This window comes from Streptomyces bicolor (genome assembly GCF_000719285.1).
In the GTDB taxonomy this organism is placed as follows: domain Bacteria; phylum Actinomycetota; class Actinomycetes; order Streptomycetales; family Streptomycetaceae; genus Streptomyces; species Streptomyces bicolor.
In genome coordinates this window covers 1-272 of the sequence record NZ_JOFS01000147.1, presented here as the reverse complement: position 1 = coordinate 272, position 272 = coordinate 1, and the positions used below count along the sequence as shown (strand labels likewise).

Sequence of the window (272 nt, the reverse complement as noted above, 5' to 3'; positions counted from 1 at the left end):
AAGCACCTCTCAACGCATTCCAGATCGCCTTCGAGGGCCGCCTTACCCCGAGCAACAACTGACCACTCAACAAACAAGATCAGCCGTTAAATTGACACATCCGGCGGACGCCCTTGAGGGAGTTGACGAGCTTGGAGAGCTGGACTTTCGGCGGGTAGTGCACGAGGAGGTGTAGCCAAGTGGACGTGCAGGTTGTAGACGACGTGGCGGCCTGTGCGTACATCAGGGTTCGGATTCCATCGGGGTGACATGAACCAAGCGATAGAGTGATC

General features: G+C 56.6%; 1 pseudogene. It reads right to left on the bottom strand.

Annotated features, from left to right (window positions below):
- Positions 1-106: 106 nt before the first annotated feature.
- Positions 107-251, bottom strand: a pseudogene (locus tag IF78_RS47350) (IS200/IS605 family transposase); the annotation flags it as partial.
- Positions 252-272: the final 21 nt, after the last annotated feature.